This is a genomic window from Pseudarthrobacter sp. LMD1-1-1.1 (assembly GCF_040676255.1).
In the GTDB taxonomy this organism is placed as follows: Bacteria; Actinomycetota; Actinomycetes; order Actinomycetales; family Micrococcaceae; genus Arthrobacter.
In genome coordinates this window covers 127,462-145,517 of record NZ_JBEGHP010000023.1, presented here as the reverse complement: position 1 = coordinate 145,517, position 18,056 = coordinate 127,462, and the positions used below count along the sequence as shown (strand labels likewise).

20 protein-coding genes and 1 pseudogene are annotated in these 18,056 nt (G+C 67.0%); 9 read left to right on the top strand and 12 right to left on the bottom strand.

Going from position 1 to position 18,056, the window contains the following annotated elements:
• Nucleotides 1–176: 176 nt before the first annotated feature.
• Nucleotides 177–911, top strand: coding sequence for a FadR/GntR family transcriptional regulator (locus MRBLMD1_RS14300; protein WP_159632624.1), 735 nt, complete (start codon nucleotides 177–179; stop codon nucleotides 909–911).
• Between the two features lie 66 nt (nucleotides 912–977).
• On the opposite strand, the gene MRBLMD1_RS14295 is transcribed toward MRBLMD1_RS14300, so the two are convergent.
• From MRBLMD1_RS14295 to MRBLMD1_RS14270, 6 genes are all read right to left on the bottom strand, one after another.
• The gene (locus MRBLMD1_RS14295) at nucleotides 978–1,931 is read right to left on the bottom strand and encodes a plastocyanin/azurin family copper-binding protein (RefSeq protein ID WP_364400766.1); all 954 of its coding nucleotides are present in this window, start codon (nucleotides 1,929–1,931) and stop codon (nucleotides 978–980) included.
• 408 nt (nucleotides 1,932–2,339) lie between these two features.
• Nucleotides 2,340–2,543, bottom strand: coding sequence for a cold-shock protein (locus tag MRBLMD1_RS14290; protein WP_015936345.1), 204 nt, complete (start codon nucleotides 2,541–2,543; stop codon nucleotides 2,340–2,342).
• A 203-nt stretch (nucleotides 2,544–2,746) separates the two neighbouring features.
• Entirely contained in the window at nucleotides 2,747–3,094 is a 348-nt protein-coding gene (locus MRBLMD1_RS14285) for a PRC-barrel domain-containing protein (RefSeq protein WP_275180469.1), read from the bottom strand.
• Nucleotides 3,081–3,491, bottom strand: a complete 411-nt coding sequence (locus tag MRBLMD1_RS14280) for a hypothetical protein (RefSeq protein ID WP_364400761.1) — start codon at nucleotides 3,489–3,491, stop codon at nucleotides 3,081–3,083. The genes MRBLMD1_RS14285 and MRBLMD1_RS14280 overlap by 14 nt, the downstream gene beginning before the upstream one ends.
• Nucleotides 3,488–4,714: an NRAMP family divalent metal transporter gene (locus MRBLMD1_RS14275; RefSeq protein ID WP_275180471.1), complete on the bottom strand. Its 1,227-nt coding sequence runs from the start codon at nucleotides 4,712–4,714 to the stop codon at nucleotides 3,488–3,490. Before MRBLMD1_RS14275 ends, MRBLMD1_RS14280 begins: the two co-directional genes overlap by 4 nt.
• A gap of 10 nt (nucleotides 4,715–4,724) precedes the next feature.
• Nucleotides 4,725–5,210 (bottom strand): hypothetical protein, encoded by a 486-nt coding sequence (locus MRBLMD1_RS14270; protein ID WP_159632629.1) that lies wholly within the window; start codon nucleotides 5,208–5,210, stop codon nucleotides 4,725–4,727.
• A 236-nt stretch (nucleotides 5,211–5,446) separates the two neighbouring features.
• Here MRBLMD1_RS14270 and MRBLMD1_RS14265 point away from each other — a divergent pair, with 236 nt between their 5' ends.
• From MRBLMD1_RS14265 to MRBLMD1_RS14250, 4 genes and pseudogenes are all read left to right on the top strand, one after another.
• A complete protein-coding gene (locus MRBLMD1_RS14265) occupies nucleotides 5,447–5,857 on the top strand; it encodes a TfoX/Sxy family protein (protein ID WP_307488620.1) in 411 nt (136 codons plus the stop codon).
• A gap of 41 nt (nucleotides 5,858–5,898) precedes the next feature.
• A complete protein-coding gene (locus MRBLMD1_RS14260) occupies nucleotides 5,899–6,663 on the top strand; it encodes an alpha/beta fold hydrolase (RefSeq protein ID WP_364400755.1) in 765 nt (254 codons plus the stop codon).
• A 78-nt stretch (nucleotides 6,664–6,741) separates the two neighbouring features.
• Nucleotides 6,742–6,999 (top strand): annotated as a pseudogene (locus MRBLMD1_RS14255) (tellurite resistance protein permease); the annotation flags it as partial.
• 50 nt (nucleotides 7,000–7,049) lie between these two features.
• Entirely contained in the window at nucleotides 7,050–7,442 is a 393-nt protein-coding gene (locus MRBLMD1_RS14250) for a hypothetical protein (RefSeq protein WP_364400752.1), read from the top strand.
• Here MRBLMD1_RS14250 and MRBLMD1_RS14245 read toward each other — a convergent pair.
• The gene (locus MRBLMD1_RS14245; protein WP_364400749.1) at nucleotides 7,369–8,070 is read right to left on the bottom strand and encodes a hypothetical protein; all 702 of its coding nucleotides are present in this window, start codon (nucleotides 8,068–8,070) and stop codon (nucleotides 7,369–7,371) included. The genes MRBLMD1_RS14250 and MRBLMD1_RS14245 overlap by 74 nt on opposite strands.
• A gap of 317 nt (nucleotides 8,071–8,387) precedes the next feature.
• Between MRBLMD1_RS14245 and MRBLMD1_RS14240 the strand changes: the two genes are divergently transcribed.
• From MRBLMD1_RS14240 to MRBLMD1_RS14230, 3 genes are all read left to right on the top strand, one after another.
• Entirely contained in the window at nucleotides 8,388–8,927 is a 540-nt protein-coding gene (locus MRBLMD1_RS14240; protein WP_364400746.1) for a hypothetical protein, read from the top strand.
• A 33-nt stretch (nucleotides 8,928–8,960) separates the two neighbouring features.
• Nucleotides 8,961–9,275 carry a hypothetical protein gene (locus tag MRBLMD1_RS14235; protein WP_364400743.1) on the top strand — a complete coding sequence of 105 codons (315 nt, stop codon included), beginning with the start codon at nucleotides 8,961–8,963 and terminating at the stop codon, nucleotides 9,273–9,275.
• Between the two features lie 91 nt (nucleotides 9,276–9,366).
• Nucleotides 9,367–10,053, top strand: a complete 687-nt coding sequence (locus MRBLMD1_RS14230) for a response regulator transcription factor (RefSeq protein ID WP_364400740.1) — start codon at nucleotides 9,367–9,369, stop codon at nucleotides 10,051–10,053.
• A 74-nt stretch (nucleotides 10,054–10,127) separates the two neighbouring features.
• Here the strand turns inward: MRBLMD1_RS14230 and MRBLMD1_RS14225 are convergent, their stop codons facing one another.
• The 4 genes from MRBLMD1_RS14225 to MRBLMD1_RS14210 form a co-directional block, all read right to left on the bottom strand.
• A complete protein-coding gene (locus MRBLMD1_RS14225; RefSeq protein WP_364400737.1) occupies nucleotides 10,128–11,807 on the bottom strand; it encodes a GAF domain-containing sensor histidine kinase in 1,680 nt (559 codons plus the stop codon).
• 116 nt (nucleotides 11,808–11,923) lie between these two features.
• Entirely contained in the window at nucleotides 11,924–14,650 is a 2,727-nt protein-coding gene (gene mgtA / locus MRBLMD1_RS14220) for a magnesium-translocating P-type ATPase (RefSeq protein ID WP_364400734.1), read from the bottom strand.
• A 70-nt stretch (nucleotides 14,651–14,720) separates the two neighbouring features.
• Nucleotides 14,721–15,362, bottom strand: a complete 642-nt coding sequence (locus MRBLMD1_RS14215) for a class I SAM-dependent methyltransferase (protein ID WP_364400731.1) — start codon at nucleotides 15,360–15,362, stop codon at nucleotides 14,721–14,723.
• A gap of 45 nt (nucleotides 15,363–15,407) precedes the next feature.
• Nucleotides 15,408–16,154 (bottom strand): hypothetical protein, encoded by a 747-nt coding sequence (locus MRBLMD1_RS14210; RefSeq protein WP_364400728.1) that lies wholly within the window; start codon nucleotides 16,152–16,154, stop codon nucleotides 15,408–15,410.
• 339 nt (nucleotides 16,155–16,493) lie between these two features.
• Here MRBLMD1_RS14210 and MRBLMD1_RS14205 point away from each other — a divergent pair, with 339 nt between their 5' ends.
• Nucleotides 16,494–16,901, top strand: a complete 408-nt coding sequence (locus MRBLMD1_RS14205) for a hypothetical protein (RefSeq protein WP_364400725.1) — start codon at nucleotides 16,494–16,496, stop codon at nucleotides 16,899–16,901.
• An 86-nt stretch (nucleotides 16,902–16,987) separates the two neighbouring features.
• On the opposite strand, the gene MRBLMD1_RS14200 is transcribed toward MRBLMD1_RS14205, so the two are convergent.
• On the bottom strand, nucleotides 16,988–18,043 hold the full coding sequence (locus tag MRBLMD1_RS14200; RefSeq protein ID WP_364400722.1) for a 2,3-butanediol dehydrogenase: 1,056 nt from the start codon (nucleotides 18,041–18,043) through the stop codon (nucleotides 16,988–16,990).
• Between the last annotated feature and the right edge of the window lie 13 nt (nucleotides 18,044–18,056).

The following is an 18,056-nucleotide window of genomic DNA, read 5'->3' as shown; positions in this document are numbered from 1 at the left end:
GAAGACGTCTTTGGCTTTCGAAGAAGCTCGATGTGGACCCGCCTGCAACGGGCCAAGCGATAAGGTATCACCTTTCCTTCTGGAAGATGCTATCTATTCGTGTCACAAGTCATACCTTTGGCCCAATTCCCGCTATTCTGGGAGGGCGCAGCGGCGCGTGAGCGAACGGGGAGAGAATGTCGACGGCGACAGTCCAGGATGGCGATGAGATGCACGACGGCGGGTCCTCCCCGGCCATGCACGAACGGGTGCTTGAGGCGGTGGGAGTCGCTGTCGCCTCCGGGCGCCTCGCGCCGGGAAGCAGGCTGACCCTTGAAGGGCTGCAGCAGGACTACGGGATCTCGCGCACCGTCGCGCGGGACACCATGAAAGTCCTGGAGTCCATGAATTTGGTCTATTCCCGGCGCCGGGTGGGCATCGTGGTGCAGGACCCGTCATTGTGGAATGTCTTTGACCCGAAGCTGGTGCGGTGGCGGCTGGCCTCGGATCGGCGGGAATTGCAGTACAGCAGCCTGACCGAGCTCCGCATCGCCGTCGAGCCCATTGCCGCCGCCGGCGCCGCACGCCGGGCCAGCGCCGCCGAACGCGCACAGCTGGTGTCCCTGGCCGGGGACCTCCGCCGGCTGGGGGAAGCCGGGGACCTGCAGGCTTTCCTGGCCGCCGACATTGCCTTCCACCAACTGCTGCTGCGCAGCTGCGGCAACGAAATGTTCCGGGCGCTGGAGGGGATGGTGGCGGAGGTCCTGACCAGCCGCACCCGGCAGGGGCTTATGCCGTTCAAGCCGCGGGCCGAGGCGCTGCAGGCACACGAGGATGTGGCGGCTGCCGTGGCCGGCGGAGACACTGCCGTGGCGGAACGGGCCATGCACCACATCCTCGATGAAGTGCGAGAGGCGATGGGGCTGCACTGACACCGGGGACACGCAAACGGTCCGGCCGGGGCAACCGCCCCAACCGGACCGCGTGAAAATCAGGCGTCAGTCGACGACCTTCACCTTCCCCACCATGCCCATGTAGTCATGGAGTGCACAGATGTACTCGAACGTACCTTGTGCCTGGAAGGTCACCGCGAACTCAGCGCCGGGCCACATGATTCCCGAGTTGAGGTTGCCCCCGGTGAAATGCGTCGGGTCGCCGGACGGGGCGAAAATGTTCGCCGGTTCGGTACCAAACGTGACGGTATGGGGAGCGTCCATGCCGGTATTGGCGAACACGACGGTATCGCCCACATGCACTGTCACGGTGGGCCGGACGAAGCGCATAACCATCGCAACGCCGTCGTCACCGCCTGCGATCACCCTGTGGCTGGTGGCCTGGTCCGCCAGGTCAGCGGTGAGCTCGCGTCCGTCGCGCAGGATGGACCGCTCCTCGGCCCGCGATGACTTGTCGTAATCGGCCTGGCTGTACGGATAGTCAGTCCCCTGCTCGCGGACGTGCACCGTCCCCTTCATCACGGCGCCGTGAACCAGGCAGTAGTAGGTGAAATCGCCTTCGCGCGGGAACGACAGGCTGTAACTCCTGGCGTCCGGGAAGCCGGGCACGTCAACGTTGGCCAGGAGGCCCGAGTTGTAATACGAATGCCCGTCGTAGCTATCCCCTCCGCGCTTCAACAGCTCATCGTTGTTGAACGGATTGAACGGCTGCAGCGGCTGTCCCGATGCCAGGAACGTCACTGTGTGGATCTCCGCGGAGTTGGCCTCCCATGTGATGGTGTCCTGCTCGTTGATGAAAATCTCGGAGGGGAGGAACTGCATGCCCTGGATTGCCTGGTTGCGGGACTCAGAGCCCACCTGGACCTCCCACGTCCGGTGGCCCGGCTGGCCCGCCGAGGCGGGACCCGCTGCAGCCATTGAGGCCAGCAGCGAAACAGCGAAGGCAACGATAAACGCCAGTTTCTTGAATCTGGAATTGCTTCCCCGACTACTCTTCATAGCAATGCTTCCTTGAACGGCAACCGGCCATCAGCCGGTGTACAGCTATGGCCGATTCAAGTCACTGCTCATGGGGCCGAACCGGCCACTGATTATCGGAGTGAAAGTGCCGGCTGCCGATGCCGGGGAGCGCAGGCAGCCGGGCCGGCCGAGCATCGTGCCGGACATGCACCACCCCAACTGGTGCCGCGCTGGTTGGAGTTTTCCAAACGCCGCCGTGGGCGTGGGGTTGGCACGCTGCGTACGTACGCACCTAATAGATTGCTCCTTCAACTGAACTTTGTCGAGGAGGAAAAACCGAGGGCCTGGGAGCGGACCACGAAAGGCGCGGGTTAACAAAAAAGCAGGGCTTGCCGTGAAACGGCAAGCCCTGCTTTTGAAACCTAACGGTCCCGGATCCCTAGGAAATTAGAGAGCCTGGATGTTGGTGGCCTGGGGACCCTTGGGGCCCTGTTCGGTGTCGAAGGAAACCTTCTGGTTCTCTTCGAGGGAGCGGAAGCCGGAGGAGTTGATCGCGGAGTAGTGCGCGAAAACGTCCTGCGAGGAGTCGTCCGGGGAGATGAAGCCGAAGCCCTTTTCAGCGTTAAACCATTTGACGGTACCAGTAGCCATTATTTTTGTCCTTCGTGAAGGTGGAGGGAACGTCCCGACTTTCGGGCCCTCCGGCGTGGGGTGTTCAAAAACCGCTACTTCAGAAGAACACGGACTTTCGACCGTGCGTACTGCCTGAACTACCAACTGCATAAACACAACAACAGGGTCAACACTACAGGAGATCCGCCGCACGCCTAATTGCGGGTCTCTTCAACTCCGCCCTATCCGTTCGCAGCCTTCTGCAGCGCCGCGCTGTAGCGGGTGAATCCGGGCCGGAGCCGGACCGAGCGCGGGCCCACCATGGCGATGTCCTCCCACAGCACCAGGAAGGACCCGCGGTGCCGCCAGCGGAGGATCCTGGCCACCAGCCGGGGCCGCGTGAGGCCGTTCCGGTCGTAGCCCATGAAGGAGGCCGTGCTGTGCGGGCCGATGACCAGCCCCAGCAGGCGCGGCTCCGCCATCAGCTGCTGCGGGGTGCCGTCCAGGACGAACCTGACGTCTGCCACCCGGCCCAGCCTCCCGCCGTCGGCATCATGGACGGGGGTGCCCAGCAGGTCACCGAGGATCATGGCGGCCTCCCGGAATGCGCGCAATGATCTTGTCCCGGACCCACCGCTCCACCCAGCCCGCGTCCAGCGACTCCCCGCTGATGCCAAACCGCAGCACCACGCCCACCTCGGCCACGCCATTCCATGGGATGCGGATCAGCCGGGACGACGGCGGCCTGCCGCCAAAGATGCGCGTCCCCAGCACCGGCCCCGTCAGCAATGCAGTGACGACCGGCGCCGCGGTCCCCGGCTCAATCTCCACGTCCACCGCGGGCCCGCTCAACTCGAGGTCGTCGACGGTGGTGACCGGGACGCCGTCGTGATCCAGAACCTGCCGGTCCAGCAGGTGCAACTGGGCGTCCAGGACGCGCCCGGCCACCGGCGGGGCGGGAAGCAGCGGGTCGGGCGAGGATGTCATGAGCCGGCTCCTGTCACGATCATGAGGGGGATGGCGGCGATGGAGGCCACCAGGATGATCACCAGGTAGACCATGCCCAGGACATTGACCACCCTCCCGTTGACATGCTCGCGCATGTACTGGGGGTCGTTGGCCACGATGAGGATGGGCAGGTAGGTCAGGGGCAGGGCGATCGCCGAGAACACCACCGAGTATTCGGTCACCAGGACCGGATCCACGCCGGTAGCCAGGACCGCGATGCCCACCAGCAGACAGACGATCATGGCCAGGTGGAAGCGGGCGGCCTCCGCGGGCCGGCGGAACTTGCCCCAGGACCAGCCAAAGAACTGGGCCAGCGTGTAGCCGCTGGAGAGTGTGGTTTCCAGCGCCGCACCGAACGTCGCCGCCACGATCCCCACCAGGACCAGCGCCAACCCGATCTTCCCGGCGCCCTCCGCGACGGGCAGGACCACCTGGGACAGCGAGGTCACCGAGATTCCGGCCGGGAGCAGGACGACGGCGGCGCACGCGGCGATGGCGACGGACAGCAGGCCGCCCAGCGGGAATCCCACCAGGACGTTGATCCGCTCCTGGAGCAGGTCCTTTACCGTCCACCCCTCCTCCACGGCACCGGAGGAGAAGAAGAACACCTCATACGGGGTCATGGCCGCGCCGAACAGGGCGATGGCGTAGTAGCTGTACGTCCACACCGTTTCCTGTTCCGGCACGGCGGGCGCCAGCTGCCCGGCCAGCATGCCCCAGTCCGGCTTCAGCAGGAACAGTGCCACCGCAAAGATGATCAGGGTCAGCCCCAGCAGGCCCGTGACGTTCTCCATGATGGTGAACCTGACGCGCCAGACCACCAGCCACACGGCCAGTGCCGCCACGGGAATCCACAGCAGGTAGTACACGCTGCTGGCCAGCTGCAGGGCCAGGGCAACGCCTCCGATCTCGGCCGTCACGGTCATCAGGTTGATGAGGAAGGAGGCCGCGAGGTTGGCCAGCCCGGCCCGCGCGCCCAGCCGTTCGCGGATCACCTCAAAGGTAGCCCGGCCGGAAGCAGCGGCCACCCGGCCGGACATGTTGGCGAACAGGCAGATCCCCACCACGCCCACAGCCACTACCCACACCAGGGACAGGCCAAAGCGGGATCCGACGACGGCGTTGGTCACCAGGTCCCCGATGTCCACAAACCCGCCGATGGCAGTGAGGATCCCGAGCGCGACGCCGAGGAGCCGCTTCACGGTTCAGCCTTCATGGGGACCCCACCTTGCCTTCGAGCTGTTTGAGGGCGTCCTGCGCGTCGGCGAGCGCCTTGTCCCCGTCGGACACGGAGGGGGTGCCGCCGTCGTTCGCTGCCAACGCGGCGCGTGCCGTGGCAAAGCCGGCGGCGCACTGGTCCAGCACGTCCAGCGCCTGCTTCTGGGTGTCGCGCTCCTCCTGCGTGGCCGGGGAGAGCTTCAGGACGGTGCTCCGGCTGGTCTGGATCTCCTTGAGCTCATCGTCCAGGGTGGTGGAGGCTGCGGCACGGGTCAGTTTGCCGTCCATGTCCTGGCGGAGCGCGATGCGGGCGGTGGCGACGGCGGAGGAACTGTCTTTGAGGGCCGTGGACACCGACTGGCTGGTGCCTCCGCTGCAGCCGGTGAGCAGGGCGAGCGCGGCGAGGACCAGTCCGCCCAGGTGCTTCCGGCCCGTCCGCGTGCTGCGTCCGGCGGGGCCCGGCCCTGGAGTTGTCAGCACCATCGCCTCCAACCCTCCGGGGAAGCCCCCGGATCCTCGGAATTCGCCCTTCCCAAGGCAGCCACAAAGTAGTTGCCTATGGTCAGGTATAGCACCGGCGCGGGAAGTTTGACCTGCTCAGGGGCGGAATTCTTGCCTGCTGCGCAGGGGTGGCGGCCAGCCCTCGACGGCGGCACCCAACGGGCATATCCTGCATCCAGACCTGCGGAAAAACCCTGCCACCGGGAGGTGACGCCATGGAAATGCCCAAGGCAACCGAGGAAGAAAAAGAGCGGTTCCGCCGTGTGGTCCCCAGCCATCCCGGAGTTGTGGTGAAGCCGATGTTCGGCAATCTCGGCGCGTTCATCAACGGCAACATGTTCGCGGGACTGTTCGGGTCCACCATCGGGGTGAAGCTCTCCCGGGAGGACGCGGAGCTGCTGGAGTCATCCGAACGGACCGTCCCGTTCGGGCCGGCGGACAGGCCCATGGGTGGCTACACCGGACTGCCGGAAGTGTGGAATGAAGAGGGCGACGGCGACGACACCCGGGCGCGGGCATGGGCCGAAAAGGCGCTGGCTTACGTCGCCACCCTGCCGCCCAAGGAAGCCAAGGAGCCCAAGGCCCGGGCCACCAAAGCCGGGGCACGCGGAGCGGCGGCGAAGTAACCGTGTCCGCCCCTGGCGTACCGTCGGAAGGAGCCCCAGCCATGGAACCGTTCCGGGTCATCCTCCTGCCCGGCAGCGTCCTCCCCGCCGGCCCCGCATATGGCGCGTTGCTGGCGGCACTGGAGGGCACAGTTGATGCCGTGGCCAAGGACCTTGAGCTCTACGCGGGCGACGCTCCCCCGCCCGGCTGGAGCCTGGACACCGAAGCGGACGGCGTGCTCCGCGAGGCGGACGCCCGCGGCTGGGATACCTTCCACCTGCTGGGGTATTCCGGTGGTGGCGCAGCGGCACTGGCGCTCACGGCCCGGCACCCGGAACGGCTGCTGAGCCTGGCTCTCCTTGAACCGGCCTGGGCAGGCACCTGGGACTGGAGCCCGGAACACACCCGGCTGTGGCACCGGTACGGAGAACTGCGCGACCTGCCGCAGGAGGAATTCATGGCCGCCTTCATGAGGCTGCAGGTGAAGCCCGACGCCGTCCTGCCGCCTCCGCCGCCGGGTCCCCCGCCGCCGTGGATGGCCAAGCGCCCGGCCGGGATCAGCGCCTTCCTGCATGCGTTCAACACCTACGGCCTGGACCGCGGCCGGCTGGCGGCCTTCGAAAAGCCGGTGCTCTTTGTGCTGGGCGGCATGAGCAGCCCGGATGAGCAGGGGGACAACGCTGGGCGCCTGTCCCGAGTCTTCCCTGATTTCCGGCTGGAGGTGTTTCCCGGCCGGCACCATTTCGACCCGCCGCACCGTGCGGAGCCGGAACGGGTTGCCGCGCTGCTGGGGGCGCACTGGGCACGGGCACAGGCAGCGTCGTAGCGGGCGGCTGGGACTTTTTCCTCTGTTTCTGCGGAGCCCCGCGGACGGACGCTCACTCCCGGCTACTTCGCGCTCACCATGGGCAGCGGCATCATCTCCGTGGGGCTCGTGCTTGAGGGCTTCCACGCACTGTCCATGGTGCTGCTGGTGGTGTGCGCCCTCTCCTACCTCCTGATTCTTGTCCCCAGCCTGTTCCGCCTGGCCAGGTTCGCCGCCGCCATGCGCAGCGACTTCATGGATCCCGGGCGGGCGTTCGGCTTCTTCACGTTCATCGCCGGAACAAACGTGCTGGGGACGCGCCTTGGCATGGCGGGATGGCAGGGCGCGACGGCGGTGCTGCTTACGGTCGCGGTGCTCGCCTGGGTGGTGCTCGGCTACGTCGTACCGTGGACACTGGAATTGGCGCACGGACCGTGGAGATGGCAGGCGCGCCCATGGTGGATGCAACGCGCGGGCTGGTGGCGGGCGTCTCCGTGGTGTTCTGGTCCTTCGCCCCGTGGCTCTTCCCGGTGCTCCCCGCCGCCGGCTGGTGGCGCCACGTGCTCCACCGCGTGCCGTTGTACTACGAGCCGGGCCTGTGGAGCGTGATCTTCCCCCTCGGCATGTACGCCGTAGCCGGGATCTACCTGGGCCGCGCCGACCAGTTGCCCCTGGTGGCAGCCATCGGCCGCGCCGAACTGTGGCTGGCGGTCGCAGCGTGCCGGGTCAGCCTGCCCGCGGGCCGGGACCGTGGGCCCTCTGCCGGCCGTCGCGGTGGGCAAGGTAGGCGTAGACCATGAGGGCGATGCCGGCCACGATCATTACTGCAGGGAAGGCGAAATCCACCGGGATCAGCACGGCCATGGCCTGCAGCACGAAGATCAGGCCCATGACGGCAAGGATGCCCGCCGGAATCAACGGCCATTTCATCCGTTCCCTGCGGTTGCCGGCCTCATCAACGCGGACCGGGACCAGGGAAAGCACGCCGAAGGTGGCCGCCAGGCCCAGGAAGAGGACGGCTGCCGTGGGCGTACCCTGCAGTTCCTGCGGGAGGGCCACGATGACCGCCAGCGTAAACATGACGCCGGAAGGTATCAGCGCCCACCAATTGCCCGGTTCCCGCACGAACACGGCCCCGAACCCGGCACCCATGAAGAGGAACAGGAAGGCCGCGCCCCAGGCGCCTCCGGTGAGCTCGGTGGCGATGACAACAGCTGCCAGGCCCAGGAACACGGACCCGGGGATGGCCGCCCACCAGCTCTCCCGGCGCCGGATGAACAGGGACAGGAACAACACCCCCACGGCCGCGAAAATCAGCGGCGCCACGAACGCAGCAGTATCCATGACGCCCAGCCGGTCCAGGAGCAACAGGCCGCCCAGGGCAATGAGGATCACGCCTGCGATGATGCTTGCGTTTACCGATTTCACCGTGTGCCTCCCGGATCCGGCAGGCGGCCTTACACCGCCCTGTTTGTTTCAGGCTAGGGCGGCCCCGGAGCCTGAAACAGGGCACAAAGCCCCCGGCCCCGGTGAACGCCGGTGGCCCGCGTCCAGGACGGGACCTTCAGCCCTATAGCGGGCCCGGGAGGATTGGCATCCTTGTAAAGGCACCGTCCGGGTCCTCACATTGCGAGGCCGGAGCGGCTTTCCACCGTGAAACCCCCGTGACCTTCCGCCGGAGGCACCGTCAAGGATGCCCGCCGGCGTGCAGCCGCACCCAGCTGGCTGGATTTTGAAAGGGCGACATGTCCGCTGACATCCTCACCTTCCGTCCCGCTCCCCTGTCGCAGGCGGACGCCGCGCGCCGGCGGGCGATGCTCCTCCACCCGTCCAATTTCGTCCCGGCATCAGCTCCGGACCGTGACGCTACGGAGAAGGCCGAAGAGCAGGCCGGCCGGTTCGACGCCCTGTACAAGGAGTTCCTGGACCGGGGATTCTCCGCTAACGGGGCCCGGACCGAGGTGGCCCGGGCGGCCGCACGGGAGATCTGGGACGGTTTCGCCGTCCAGCTGCGGCAGCACCGTGCAGCGGGCCAGCAAATGGATGCCAACGTCCTGGCCGTCGCCCTTGCTTCGATCCAGTGCCTGAACAGCGTCCTGCCGCGCCGTCCTGAAGATCCCGACCACGCTGTCCGCGCCGTCAGCACCGCACGCCGCCGCCTCCAATACAACGGAGGCCTGCTGCACCGGCTGCATCCGCACCGCAACCCCGCCTTCCAGGACGCAGTCGCCACGCTCCAGTCGCTGGAGGTTTTCCTCACCCGGCCGCAGCAGCAGGCCGCCTGAGCCTGGGCAGGGAGGTATGGAACATTGGCAACCATGGACGAGTACAAGGCCGTACACGCCGGCAACGAACCGCCAGGCGGCCTGGACCACGCCGCCGAGCTCGGACACGGCGGATGCAATGTCATTTCCAAGGACAGCGGAGGGGTGGTGGGCCGCTGGGGTTCGTGGGAAACTGCCAGCGTGGCCCTGAACCGGCTCCAGAAGCTCGGGGGGCGGTATGAATACCGGCTGGAGGAGTCCCATGAATGGGTAGCGGGGCCCGAGCACAGCACCATCTGCGCCGTCTGCAGCGTCCCCCGGGATGTTCCGGCTTCGTCCGGGACGGCGCTGGGAATTGGCTGGCCCTAAGTGCCCGATAATTTAATGAAGTTCCTCCCGGAGGGGCGGCTGCAGGGGAAAGGGCAGCCGGGGAGGGCATCGAGTTGATGAGAGCGTCTTCATGAATACACCTGCAGCACCCCCCGACGAGTCTTGGTCCGCCATCCTGCCCCTCCGGGTCTTCATCCTCACTGACCATGAAATGGTCCGGAAAGGCCTTGGCGACCTGCTCGAACACTTTGGCTTCGATGTAGTTGGCGAAAGCGGATCCGCTGCAGAAGCCCGGCGCCTGATCCACGTCCTGCAGCCGGACATCGTGGTGCTGGATGACAGGCTCCCGGACGGCACGGGCATCGAGGTGTGCCGCGACCTGCGCTCCACCGCTCCTGAGGTGCGTTGCCTGATCCTTACCGGCTGGGACGAACAGCACGCCGTACGGGCAGCGGTCCTGGCGGGCGCTTCTGGCTACGTGCTCAAGCGGATCGGAGACAGTGACGCATTGATCAACTGCATCCGCAGCACCGCCGCCGGCATTTCCCCCATCGGCGCCGGCGTCAGGGAGCGGGTGGCCGAGAGCCTGTACGCCACCGCTTCGGCCCCTTGGCTGAAGGCCATGACGCGGACGGAACGGAATGTACTGGCCCTGATGGCCCGCGGACTGACCAACCTCCAGATCGGGCAGGAGATGGTGCTGCCGGACGCCGCCGTGGCCGCCCACGTGTCTTCCGTGCTCCATAAACTGGGCTTCCGGCGGCGGGGCCACCTGATTCCCGCTCCCATCCCCCGAGCGTGGGAGCTGCTGCACTGACCGCCCCCTGACCGCCACCCCGGAACCATGGTGAGCAGGCACCATCTTGAGCCGGTCACGGTCCAGTAACCCGCTCAGCCGGATGCGGGCGCCCTCCATGTCACACTCGTGCCCTTGCCCGGGACGCTGTCGATGATGCATTCCCCGCCCAGACGGGTGGCCCGGTTCTTCATGTTGGTCAACCCGCTGACCCGTTGTGGATCGTTGAATCCGCGCCCGGTATCCCGGACTGTGAGGACCACGTCGCCATCCTGGACGGCGAGCAGGATGGCGATGTCCTCTGATCCCGAATGCCTGACGGCGTTGCTGACGCTTTCGTGGAGTACCGGCAGCAACTGTGCGGCGACGTCGTCGTCTACCGCATCGTCCACCGGCCCGGAAAACTGGATCCGGGGGAGGAAACCGGAAGCGTTTGCGGCCTCCTGGACAGCGCGCAACACGCGTCCGCTCAGTAGTTCCTTATCGGGCTCCCGGGCCTGCAGGGAGTAGATGGTGTCCCGGAGCTGATGGATGCAGTCGTCCAGTTCTGCTGTGATCCCGGCAATGCGCCGCTCGTGGGCAGGCGGATCCGCGGTGTAGCGGCGCAGGCCCTGGATGCTCAGTCCGGCAGCGAAGAGCCGCTGGATCACCAGGTCGTGCAGGTCCGCCGCAATCCGTTCCCGGTCAATGAACAGGGCGTGCTCTTCCCGCAACTGGTTCGCCTTGAGCAGGTCCAGCGTCAGGCCTATCCGGGACGCAAATACGGCGCTTTGCTCAACGTCCACTTCCGTATACCGTGCTCCGCCAACAGCCCTGGCCAGGACCAGGACGCTGTCGCGGTGGCCGTCGCTGTTGCTGCCCAGGGCAGCCACCAGGACCGGCCCCAACTTCTCGGCAGACGTCGGATCGAACCACAGGAGCGGGTCGGCCAGGACCTTGGACTCCCCCGTTTCCAGGACTTCGGACAGGACGGCGGCAGCAGGCATTTCCTGGCCGCCTGGCATCGACTGGGCACCCACCGAGGTCCGGCACCTGATGATTCCGTCCGGCCCCACTGAGGCGATCAGGGCCAGGACGGAAGCCGAGGCGTTTAGGGCGCGTTCAGCAATCATGTCCAGGTTCTCCGTGTCGGAGCGTGGCTGGTCCTTGAGTCGGTCACTGACTTCCATGCCCGCTTCCAGCCAGCGCTGGCGCCGCCTGGTGTCATCAAACAACTTCGCGTTCTGGATGGCCACCCCGGCGGCCGCCGCCAGGGCGACAGCGAGGTCCTCGTCCTCACCGGTGAAATCCTGGTCACCGATCTTCTCCGTCAGGTACAGGTTCCCGAAGACCTCGTTCCGGACCCGGACCGGGACGCCCAGGAAGGTACTCATGGGCGGATGGTTGGAAGGAAACCCCACCGCTATTGGATGCTCGCCCAAATCGTGGAGCCGCAACGGCTTGGGTTCCCGGATCAGCTCGCCAAGCACGCCATGGCCGGTGGGCAGGTCACCGATGACCCGGGCACCCTCTTCATCGATGCCCACGGTGATGAAGTGGCTGAGCTGCTGGTCGTCGCCGATGACACCCAGGGCCCCGTACCGTGCCCCCACCAGTTCGCACGCCGACTGCACCAGCCGGTCCAGTACTGCTTCCAGGCTCAGGTCCTCTGTCATGGAGACCACTGCGCCGAGCAGCCCCTCGACATGTTCCTGTGCCCGGACAAGATCATCCGCCCGCTCTACAAACTCCCGTAGGAGTTCCCGGGTCCGCCGCCTAATTGGTTCACGCCACATGTAAAAACGCTCCGAAATCGAACGCATCCACGGCGGGCTGCATCACCCCGGATCCGTTTTTGGAAAGCCCCCAGCGTCTCTTTTCACCATGCTAACAACCCTCGGCACTGCGCGCCCTAAAGGTTACGGACAGTCGTCCCCCGCTGTGCCCTTCGGCCCTTCAACAGGTTTCTGCGGGACGCAGGGACCGGGACAGGGGGCACCTTGACGGGGATGCTGAACCGGAAGGCCCGCCGGGAGATGTGGTGCGTATCCTTCCGGCGCCGGACGGGCGGCGGCAGGGCGGGCAGCTGCTGGGCGTCGCGCGCGAAGAACCATTGTTTGGCAGCCTCCACCAGCACCAGATACACCACCACCATGCCCAGCAGGGCCAGGAAGAACGGCACCGGCAAGGGGTCGAAGCCCAGAACTGCGGCCGCAGGTGACAGCGGCAGGAAGATGCCGAGGGCCACAACTCCCAGCGAGGCGGCGATGAGGCCCGCTGAGGGCCGGCTCCGCAGAAAGGGGACCCGCCGGGTGCGGATGGCGAAGATGATCAGCGTCTGGGTTGCGATGGATTCGATGAACCAGCCGGCCCGGAACTCCCCCGGCGCTGCGGCGAACACGAACAGCATCAGCCCGAACGTCGCGAAGTCGAACAGCGAACTGATCGGCCCGAACAGCAGCATGAACCGCCGGATGAACGCGATGTCCCAGTGCGACGGCGCCCGCAGCTGTTCCTTGTCCACCCGGTCCCCCGGAATGGCCAGCTGCCCGGAGTCGTACAGCAGGTTGTTCAGCAGGATCTGGCCCGGCAGCATGGGCAGGAAACTCAGCACCACGGAGGCCACCGCCGCGCTGAACATGTTGCCGAAATTGCTGGACGTGCCCATCAGCACGTACTTGATGGTGTTGGCGAAGATCCGCCGGCCCTCCATCACGCCGTCCGCCAGCACGCCCAGGTCCTTGTCCAGCAGCACGACGTCGGCCGCGTCTTTGGCCACGTCCGTTGCGGTGTCCACGGAAATGCCGATGTCCGCCTTGTGAAGTGCCAGGGCGTCGTTGACGCCGTCGCCCATGAAGCCCACGGAGCCGCCGCTGAGGCGCAGCAGGCCGATGATGCGCGCCTTTTGTTCGGGCGAAACGCGCGCGAAGATCGTGGCCGTCCGCACGGCGGCGGCGAGGTCGGCGTCGGACATCGCCTCGACCTGGGAGCCGGTGAGCGTGCCGCCGGAAATCACGTCCAGGTCCGCGCAGACCTTCTCCGCCACTTTAGCGTTGTCCCCGGTGGCGATCTTCACCGAGATCCCCAGTGCCTCAAGGCGGTCCAGGGACTGCCGGGCATTGGCTTTGGGCCGGTCCAGGAAGACGAGGAAACCGGCCAGGGTCAGGTTCCGCTCGTCCGCCGGCGCCAGCCTTTCCAGCCCCGCGGCCGGGCGGGTGGCCACGGCAACCACCCGGGAGCCGGCGTCGAACTGTTGGTCCAGCAGTGCCTGCACGGCGGCCGGGGTGGGTCCGCAGAGGGCCAGGATGTCCTCCGGGGCGCCCTTGGTGACCAGCTTCGCAGGGCCGGCGTGCTCCCGGACCAGCACGGTGGTGCGGCGGCGCTGGTGGTCAAAGCCGATCAGGTCCACCCGCTCGAAGCGCCCCGGATCGAAACCGGACGCCCCGGGGCTGTCCCAGAGGGCGGCGTCCAGCGGGTTCTGCCCGGCCGGGGAATTCTTGGCCTCCGCATAATCGGTCTCGGTGGCCAGCAGGCCCAAGGTGAGCAGGCCGTCGTCGGACGTCTCCGGGGCGGCTGGCAGCGCACCGGTGAAGCTGATCCTGCCCTCCGTCAGGGTGCCGGTCTTGTCCGTGACCAGGATGTCCATGTCCCCCAGGTCCTCGATGCATACCAGGCGTTTGACCAGCACCTTGCGCTTGGCCAGCTGTCGGGTGCCGGTGGCCAAGGATGTGCTGACCACGGCCGGGAGCAACTGAGGGGTGATGCCGACGGCAATTGCCAGCGAGAACAGCAGGGATTCAATGAGCGGACGTTGCAGCAGCAGGTTGGCCACGAAGATCAGCGAGGTGAGCACCATGGCTACCTGCAGCAGCAGGAAGGAGAACCGCTTGAGTCCCAGCTGGAACTCGGTCTGCGGCTGCCTCTCGCCCAGCCCGAGTGCGATGCGCCCGAATTCGGCCCGGCCGCCGGTGGCCACCACCACCCCGGTGCAGCCGCCGGACTGGACCACCGTGCCCATGAACACGCAGGAGGCGAGGTCGCCCAATGCTGAACCGGCGGAAACGGGAGCAACTTCCTTGGCCGCAGGCTGGGACTCCCCGGTGAGGATGCTTTCATCGCAGAGAAGATTGTTGGTGGTCAGGAGCCGGATGTCCGCCGGGATGATGGCACCCAGGGAGAGATGGACGACGTCGCCCGGCACCAGGGCGGTCACGTCCATTTCACCGGTGGTTCCGTCGCGGAGCACCACGGCCCTGTGCGTTACGCGGTCGTGCAGGGCTTCGGATGCCCGCTCCGCACGGTACTCGTTGGTGAAGCCGAGGCCTACGCTGGCCAGCAGGATCACACCGATGACGATGGAGTTGGTGGCGTCGCCAAGGAAGAGGGACAACCCGGCGGTGACGATCAGCAGAATGAGGATGGGGCTGGCAAACTGTCTGCCCAGTACAGCCCAGGCGTTGGCGCGGTGCGTGCGGACCGCGTTGGGGCCGAGCTGCAGGAGGCGGGCGGCCGCTTCCTCCCCGGTGAGGCCGCCAGGCCCGGAACCCAGGCGCGCCAGCGTCTGCTCCGCCGTCAGGCTCGCGGCGTCGGTGATGGCCAGCTGGAGGGAGCTGCGCTCCTGGACGTTCACGTCTGTCATGCCGGATCCGTTCGGAACGCGTGGGCTTCGTGGTTTTAACCTAAGGCAAGGGTACGACGGCGGGGCCGGTTCAATCAGGCGCCCCGGGGCTGATGGCGGTTCCCAGGATGTGGGCCATGGGCGGGTTGAACCGCGCAACGGCAAAATCGAAGCGTTGGTTGTCCTGGACTGTGAATCCCGCCGCGGTGATGGCGGCAAGGGTGTCCCGGTTGAGATGGCAGCCGCCCATGAACCGTCCCCAGACCGGGGTCAGCACGTCTTCGGCCCTGGCCAGGACCGCATGGGCGGACCGGACGTGCTCGTAGTAGGCCAGGGTTCCGCCGGGCTTGAGCACGCGGCGGATCTCCGCGAGGGCGGTGGCCTGGTCCCAGACGCTGCAGAGGACCAAACTTGCCACCACGGCGTCCACGCTTCCGGTAGTGGCGGGAATGTGCTCCGCGGCGCCGGCCGCAACGGTGACCGGCACACTGGCCGAGGCTGCTGCTTTCTCCGCCACGCTTCTGAGATAGTCATCGGGCTCCAGGGCAAGGACATGGGTGACGGCAGGCGGGTACAGCGGAAAAGACGATCCCGCCCCTGCGCCGATTTCGACCACAGATCCCTGTAGCCCGGCCACGATGCGGCGGCGGTGCTCTGCGGCCCCGCGGCGGTCCATGCCGGCGACGGCGCGTGCGAAGGCCCGGGCGAAAAGCGGGTGTTGCAGGCGGTCCATGCGGTTGCCTCCTCGGGGATGCTCGCTGCAAGCCACCCTTTACAACTACTTAAGGCTGAGCACCTCGTCAATTGGGCGGCCGTTGACGAACACCTGCGCGTCCGTGGCGCCGGAGGCGGCCATGGCCGTGTATTCAAGCTGCGCCTTGGCCCGCGGGATGTCGCAGACGCCGCCCAGCATGAACTGCCCGGAGAGCCAGATGGTGATGGTGCTGCCGTTCAGCTCGCCGCCAAGGTAGGTCAGGTTCGACTGGTACAGGACGTTGACCAGCCCGGACAGGCCCACATCCCGGCTCTTATTGGCCAGCAGGGTCCCCACGCTGGGGCCCACCTGGTCCGTGAAGCGGACGGGTGCCGTGGTGGTGGCCACCAGGCTGTCACCGCACCCGATCCTGGGCCCCGAGACCCCGTTGTCGCCCACCGCCACGTAGTAGACGGTCAGCGGCCCCACCTGCTCGGGAAGGCCGGTCGGGGCGGGTTCCTGCGTTGGTTCCTGTGTGGGCGGCGCGCTTGCCGGGGCGGACGACGGCGGCGCGGCACCTGGGGTGGTGGGCGCGGCTGAGGTGCTGCCCGGCGTCGTCGGGGTCGCCGTCATGGTGGGGGCGGTCGTCATGGTGGGGGCGGTCGTCATGGTGGGGGTCGCCGTCGTGCTGGGGCCGGCGCTGCTCGCCGTGGGGCTGGGGGCCGCGGAACTGGTGGTGGGGCCCGGCGCCGGCGGCCCGAAGCAGGCGGTGAGGACCATCAGGCCGCTGAGCCCGAGAACGCTGAATGCCGAAAGCCTGGGCCTGGTCATGATGCCCCCTTGAATGCGGGTTCCGCGGCTGTGGAACCCACCCTCAAGGTACGCCTGGGGGATTACTCCACAACAGGGACTAAAGTCCGAGCCCGGCCTTTGGCGTCTTGGGCAGGTCTCCCCATCGCAGGCTCCCGCCCACGTGTGGAAGCATGCAGTAGGCCTGCTTGGGCCTGGAGGTGACTTGGGGGAAAGATGGCGTGCAGGGCAACACCACGGCAGTACCGGCTGGCACTTGTGGCCGTACTGGGGTCGCTGGTTTCGGCGGCGTGCGCCGGTCCCAAACATCCTGTGCCCGAAAAGAGCAGTGAACCGCCGGTCACGGAATCACCAGCCCCTGTGGCGCAAAGTTTCGCCAGATACGACGGACTGCGTGCGGAGCTGATCGCCGCCCTGGAACAACAGCTCCCCGGCATCAGCTGGACCGTGCATCTGCCGGCCAGCGTGAACAAGCTGGCCGACGGCAGGTGCTTCTTCGAGACGAGGACGATGGTCAGCAGCGCCGACGTAGTGGAGCCCTCACACCGGTTCTCGGATATTTTCTCCGCCGGCGACCCCGTCCTGGCAAAGTACGGCTTTCCTGCGTTTGGAGGGACAGACCCAACACCGGGCGGCTGGACGGTGGCGCGCAGCGCGAATGCGGCCGGAGCAATCGTCAGTATCGAGTCGAAAAGCCCGGCCTACCTGTACATCGGGGCGCCCGTGGATTCAAGGACATGCGATCCGGCGGAACTTCCCGACCCCTGACGCGGAAGCACGGGGGCCGGCCGGCTGCGGCAGCAGGAAGGCTGCGGGCCGTGAACGATGCGCCCCACCCCGCAGCCTCGCCGGCTTTACGGATGCACCAGCACCTTTACGGCCGTGTCCTTGTGGTTGATGAGGGTATCGAAGCCTTGCTCCACCAGGTCCTCCAGCGCGATCCTGCCCGTGATGAACGGCTTGAGGTCCACCTTCCCCTCCTGCACCATCCTGATCACGGCGGGGTGGTCGCGGACGTAGGCGATGGTGCCGCGCAGGTCGATTTCCTTGAGCACGATCTTCTGCATGTCCACGGTGGCCGGCGCGCCCCAGATGGACACGTTGACCACCACGGCGCCGGGCCGGACGGCGTCGAGCATGGTGTCCAGCACGGCGTTCACGCCTGCGCATTCGAAGGCGGCGTCCGCCCCGGCGCCCTCGGTGAGCTCGCGCACCCGCGCCGGGACGTCCTCCTTGCTTGGGTCAAGGACGTGGTCCGCCACGCCGCTGGAGGTGGCCTTCTCCTTGCGGGCCTGGGTGAGCTCACTGATGATCGTGGTCACGCCCATGCCTTTGAGGACCGCCGCGGTGAGCAGGCCGATCGGCCCGGACCCGCCCACCAGCGCGGTGTCGCCTGCCTTGACGCCGCTGCGCGCCACCGCGTGATGCGCCACGGACAGCGGCTCGATCAGCGCCGCCTCGTCCAGCGGGATGTCCCCGATGGGATGCACCCAGCGCTGGTCCACCACGATCTTCTCGCTCAGCCCTCCCCCGCCGCCGGACAGCCCGATGAACCCCATCTGCCGGCACAGGTGGTAGCTGCCCGCCTGGCACATGTCGCAGGTCCCGTCCACAAAATAGGGTTCGACGACGACGTTGTCACCCACGTCCAGCCCCTCCACGCCTTCGCCGACTTCAGCCACGGTCCCGGAGAATTCATGCCCCAGGGTCACCGGGGATTCCTCGTGGGACAGCGGGTGCGGATGCCCCGGCGCGGGACAGAAGATTGGCCCCTCCAGGAACTCGTGCAGGTCGGTGCCGCAGATGCCGCACCACGCGACGTCGATCTTCACCGCCCCCGCGCGGAGTTCCGGCTCCGGGATGTCCTCGATCCTGATGTCCTTGCGGGCGTGGAAACGTGCTGCCTTCATGATTCCTCCATGC

What these genes read in the sequence shown, in the direction of transcription:
- mgtA (WP_364400734.1), bottom strand. Translation starts at nt 14,650, where the DNA reads ATGACAGACGTGAACGTCCAGGAGCGCAGCTCCCTCCAGCTGGCCATC.
- MRBLMD1_RS14225 (WP_364400737.1), bottom strand. Translation starts at nt 11,807, where the DNA reads ATGTGGCGTGAACCAATTAGGCGGCGGACCCGGGAACTCCTACGGGAG.
- MRBLMD1_RS14230 (WP_364400740.1), top strand. Translation starts at nt 9,367, where the DNA reads ATGAATACACCTGCAGCACCCCCCGACGAGTCTTGGTCCGCCATCCTG.
- MRBLMD1_RS14200 (WP_364400722.1), bottom strand. Translation starts at nt 18,043, where the DNA reads ATGAAGGCAGCACGTTTCCACGCCCGCAAGGACATCAGGATCGAGGAC.
- MRBLMD1_RS14215 (WP_364400731.1), bottom strand. Translation starts at nt 15,362, where the DNA reads ATGGACCGCCTGCAACACCCGCTTTTCGCCCGGGCCTTCGCACGCGCC.
- MRBLMD1_RS14265 (WP_307488620.1), top strand. Translation starts at nt 5,447, where the DNA reads ATGGAAATGCCCAAGGCAACCGAGGAAGAAAAAGAGCGGTTCCGCCGT.
- MRBLMD1_RS14295 (WP_364400766.1), bottom strand. Translation starts at nt 1,931, where the DNA reads ATGAAGAGTAGTCGGGGAAGCAATTCCAGATTCAAGAAACTGGCGTTT.
- MRBLMD1_RS14290 (WP_015936345.1), bottom strand. Translation starts at nt 2,543, where the DNA reads ATGGCTACTGGTACCGTCAAATGGTTTAACGCTGAAAAGGGCTTCGGC.
- MRBLMD1_RS14240 (WP_364400746.1), top strand. Translation starts at nt 8,388, where the DNA reads ATGTCCGCTGACATCCTCACCTTCCGTCCCGCTCCCCTGTCGCAGGCG.
- MRBLMD1_RS14280 (WP_364400761.1), bottom strand. Translation starts at nt 3,491, where the DNA reads ATGACATCCTCGCCCGACCCGCTGCTTCCCGCCCCGCCGGTGGCCGGG.
- MRBLMD1_RS14300 (WP_159632624.1), top strand. Translation starts at nt 177, where the DNA reads ATGTCGACGGCGACAGTCCAGGATGGCGATGAGATGCACGACGGCGGG.
- MRBLMD1_RS14210 (WP_364400728.1), bottom strand. Translation starts at nt 16,154, where the DNA reads ATGACCAGGCCCAGGCTTTCGGCATTCAGCGTTCTCGGGCTCAGCGGC.
- MRBLMD1_RS14285 (WP_275180469.1), bottom strand. Translation starts at nt 3,094, where the DNA reads ATGATCCTCGGTGACCTGCTGGGCACCCCCGTCCATGATGCCGACGGC.
- MRBLMD1_RS14235 (WP_364400743.1), top strand. Translation starts at nt 8,961, where the DNA reads ATGGACGAGTACAAGGCCGTACACGCCGGCAACGAACCGCCAGGCGGC.
- MRBLMD1_RS14260 (WP_364400755.1), top strand. Translation starts at nt 5,899, where the DNA reads ATGGAACCGTTCCGGGTCATCCTCCTGCCCGGCAGCGTCCTCCCCGCC.